General features: G+C 60.4%; 3 protein-coding genes. All 3 read right to left on the bottom strand.

Annotated elements, in window-relative coordinates; genetic code table 11:
- Positions 1-439: 439 nt before the first annotated feature.
- Positions 440-649, bottom strand: a complete 210-nt coding sequence (locus V7M64_RS22170; protein WP_333682330.1) for a hypothetical protein — start codon at positions 647-649, stop codon at positions 440-442.
- A 214-nt stretch (positions 650-863) separates the two neighbouring features.
- Positions 864-2,948, bottom strand: coding sequence for a M13 family metallopeptidase (locus tag V7M64_RS22165; RefSeq protein ID WP_333682329.1), 2,085 nt, complete (start codon positions 2,946-2,948; stop codon positions 864-866).
- Positions 2,949-3,134: 186 nt separating this feature from the next.
- Positions 3,135-4,025 (bottom strand): glycoside hydrolase domain-containing protein (locus tag V7M64_RS22160; protein WP_333682328.1); only part of this gene is annotated, 891 nt, incomplete at its 5' end.

The following is a 4,025-nucleotide window of genomic DNA, read 5'->3' as shown; positions in this document are numbered from 1 at the left end:
GGCGGTGTTCGAGCAACAGCGTGCGCAGGCCAATATGCAGCAGCATCTTTATCCGACGATGCCTGGCGGTGGTCCGGGTGGTGGCCTCTGAGCGATTCGCGGCAACGTGTGCACGGATACCAGCCTCATTCGTGAAGAATCACCTGATTTAGGGCAACACTGATTAAGTATTGCCGTCGTCATGATGTCTGGAAGGCTCGCAGGGTGCGTCGCGTGGTGGCCGTCTTGCCAAGCCGCGCGGCGCAGCCTGCGGGCCTTCCAGACATTACCATCACTTTGAATTCAACCTGTTGGGGCCAGCCCTGTCTGTCCGCATGCCGCAGGTCCCCGTCTCGACGATGCGCCAGTCTGCCTTCGCCGACGGCCCTGTGGCCTGCGAACAGACAGGGCTGGTGACGACGGCGATACTTATTCAGTGTTGCCTTAAAGTTCAGCTGAGTTATTTTGCATGAATGCTGCTGCCGCCGGTGCATGCAGAGCAGGTGAGCGAAAGAATGTCCCCCAGGCTCTGCGACGCACCGGTGGTTTGCGACGTCGAATCGGTTGAGGTGCTGTTCGCATCTTGCGCAAAGGAAACAGTCGATACGCCAACAATCAGAGCGAAGGCGTCAATGGTTTGACGAACAAAACGGCTGTTAATGCGGATCATGATGTGTGTCCTTTGCGTGGGCCTTGGAGGGTTTCTCCTGTGCGCTCAATGCAGCAAGATGTGTACTACAGAAAAGACGGCTTTATTCGTCTTGACAGTCCTCGTTCGATGAGCCTTTCGGTAGGCTGCTCGAATTTTTTGAACGTTTTTGCTCGATAAAAAAGCCGCACTCCGAGGAGTGCGGCTCATCGCGTTTTTTAGTTGGCTTTGATGCTCACCAGATCTTCACGCGGTCATCGGGTGCGAGATAAAGCTTCTCGCCCGGCTTCACATCGAACGCGTCATACCACCCATCGATATTGCGCACGGTCAATGCACGGAACTGCGCCGGTGCATGCACGTCGGTGGCGAGGCGTTGGCGCAATGCCGCATCGCGGATCTTCGAACGCCATGCCTGGCCGAATGCCAGGAAGAAACGCTGGTCGCCGGTGAGGCCATCGATCACCGGTGCAGGCTTGCCGCCGAGTGACTTGTGATAGGCCGCATAAGCCGCGGTGAGACCGGACACGTCGGCGATGTTTTCGCCCAAGGTCTGCTGGCCGTTCACATGCAGGCCGGGCAGGGCTTCGTATTGATCGTATTGCTTGACCAGTTTCTGCGTGGCGGCCTGGAAGTGCGCGGCGTCTTCGGGTGTCCACCAGTTTTCCATCTTGCCTTGCGCGTCGAAGTCGGCACCGGTGTTGTCGAAGCTGTGGCTGATTTCGTGGCCGATGATGGCGCCCACGGAGCCGTAGTTCGCGGCAGCGTCGGCATTCGGATCGAAGAACGGCGGTTGCAGGATGGCGGCGGGGAAGTTGAGGGCGTTCTGCAATGGCAGGTTCACCGCGTTGACCGTTTGTGGGGTCATCCACCATTCGCCCTTGTCCACCGGCTGGCCGAGCTTGGCGAGCTGGTGCTTGTATTCCAAGGCCACGGCGCGCTCGTGGTTGCCGACGGGATCAGTGGCACTGATCTGGAGTGCGCTGTAGTCGCGCCAGGTATTCGGATAGCCCACGCTGACGCGCAGGGTGGCGATTTTTTCCTTGGCCTTCGCACGCGTGGCAGGTGTCATCCAGGCCAGGGTATTCAGGCGTTCGTCGAAGGCGGCAACGATGTTCTTCACCAGTTCCTCCACTTTCGCCTTGGAAGAGGGCGGAAAGTAGTGTTTCACGTAGAGCTGGCCAACCGCGTCGCCGAGGTCCGTATTGGTGTTGTTGACCGCGCGCTTCCAGCGTTCCTGTTGCTTGGGTGTGCCTTGCAGGGTGGTGCCGTAGAAGTCGAAATGGAGATCGGCATAGGCCTTCGGTAGCAGCGGCGCGGCGTCGTCCAGCGCGTGGAAGCGCAGTAGTTGCTTCCAGGTTTCGACCGGTTCGCTGGCTACCAATTTGGCGATGCCGGTGATGGCGGAGGGTTGCCATACGTCGATCTGCTTTTGGTTGTCCAGGCCGGCGGCCTTGAAGTACGCATTCCAATTCAGGCCGGGTGCCTTTTGCGCAAAGTCGCCGGTGTTCCAGACGTTGTTGGCCTTGTGCACGTCCTGGCTGTCGACCAGACTTTCCTGCGCCTGCGCGATCTTGGTTTCCAGCGCAATGATGGCCTTGGCTTGGCTCACCGCATCCGGCGTGCCGGCGAGCTTCAGCAGCGAGGTGACGTATGCCGCGTACTTGGTGCGCGCATCGACCATGTCCTTGTCTTGCGACAGGTAGTAGTCGCGGCTGGGCATGGCGATGCCGCCCTGCAGCAGGTAGGCCATGTTGCGCGAGGAATCTTCCAACCCTTGTGTCACGAACAGGCCGAACAGGTGTTCGGTGTGGAAGTTGGTGGCGTTGATCGGGTCGACGTCGGCGCGCATCTGGCTGCCGAGCACGCTGGCCAGGTCGTCGCGCGTCTTGATCGCATCGATGCGGTCAAGTTCGGGCTTGAGCGGGGATAGGCCGAGCTTCTCGATGTTGGCCTCATTCATGTAGGCCGCGTAGTAGTCGGCAATCTTGCGCTCGTTGGAGCCGACCGGCGCGTGGCCTTGCGCGAGTCCGCGGATCAGCTGCGAGGTCTGTTTTTCGGCCAGTTCATACACCTGCAGGAAGGTGCCGGTACTGGAGCGATCCGCCGGGATCTGCGTGTTCTTGACCCAGACGCCGTTGGCGTAATCGAAGAAGTTGTCGCCGGGCTTGACTGAGTGATCGATGCCCTTCAGATCGATGCCGATGTCCGTTCGGCCGGTCTTAGCCGTGGGCGCATGGCCTGTCGTGGCAGGCGCGGCAGCCAGGGCCGTGGTGCTGGTCAGTACCGCGGCGGTGAGAATCCATCTGAGTCGCTGCATGGCGATCACCTTTATGGTGAGGAACGAGTTCCCCACCTTAGCCGCCTGCCGGGTGGCTTGTGAGCATGACTTTCGGGCTAGGTGGCCTGGGTCCTTATGCGGCCACGCACGTGGCGCCTAGGCCAGGATGAAATCCCCGCCTAGCTGGCTCCATGGAGGCTTGAAGCGCGATTTGCCCTCAGCGGGTTACTGCCCGAGCAATGCAATCTCCGCCAATGCCTTGGGCGCATCGTTGTCGAAGCGCAGGCGGTAATACGCATGTTGCCCAGGCTGGCGAATGACAAACGCGCGTGTCTGGCGCGGCCATGGGAAGCGTTCGCCTTTGCGCGTATCCAGCACTGTCCAATGCTGGCCGTCGTCGGACGCTTCGAGCGTCCAGCTGGATGGCGCCGGTGTCTGCTTCGCCGAAGTGAGCGTATACATCGCCACCGTTTGCGGTTGCGGGAAATGCCAGCTGACGAAGGGATGTGCTGCCGGCAACGGCGTTTCGGTGTCGCTGGTGTGATCGAACAGCCGGTGGAGATCGGCCAGCGACGGTTCGCTGCCAGGTTCACCTTGTCCCGGGCCAACGAGATCGTGCATGGGCAGGGGCTTGCCGCGGGTCGTCAATGAAGGCGGCAAATCCTGCGCGTCACTCCCCCAAGCGGAAGGGGTCGGCCCCATCACGAAATCCAGCGCGGCGCCTTGCGCGAGCAATTCATGCGGCAAGATGAGTTTGTTCCATGGCCGACCATTCACGCGCAGGCTTTGCACGTAGCGGTTCGTATCGCTGACGCCGGGCGCGTTGATGACGATGTGCTTGCCGTTCTCCAGCGCAAAGTCCATATGCGGGAAATAAGGCGCGCCGATCACGTATTCCGGCGTACCCATGCGCAAGGGATAAAAGCCGGCCGCGCTGAACAGCCACCAGCCGGACATTTCGCCGTTGTCTTCATCGCCGACATAGCCCTGGCCGATCTCGCTACCCAGGTACAGGCGCGAAAGCACGTCGCGCACCTTGTCCTGCGCTTTCCACGGTTCGCCGGTGTAGTCGTACATATAGATGATGTGATGCGAGGGCTGGTTGCTGTGGCCGTA

The organism is Dyella sp., assembly GCF_036746095.1.
In the GTDB taxonomy this organism is placed as follows: Bacteria; Pseudomonadota; Gammaproteobacteria; order Xanthomonadales; family Rhodanobacteraceae; genus Dyella_B.
The sequence above is the reverse complement of the archived record's forward strand: the minus strand, read 5'-3'. Positions and strand labels throughout refer to the sequence as shown.

What these genes read in the sequence shown, in the direction of transcription:
- V7M64_RS22170 (WP_333682330.1), bottom strand. Translation starts at nt 649, where the DNA reads ATGATCCGCATTAACAGCCGTTTTGTTCGTCAAACCATTGACGCCTTC.
- V7M64_RS22165 (WP_333682329.1), bottom strand. Translation starts at nt 2,948, where the DNA reads ATGCAGCGACTCAGATGGATTCTCACCGCCGCGGTACTGACCAGCACC.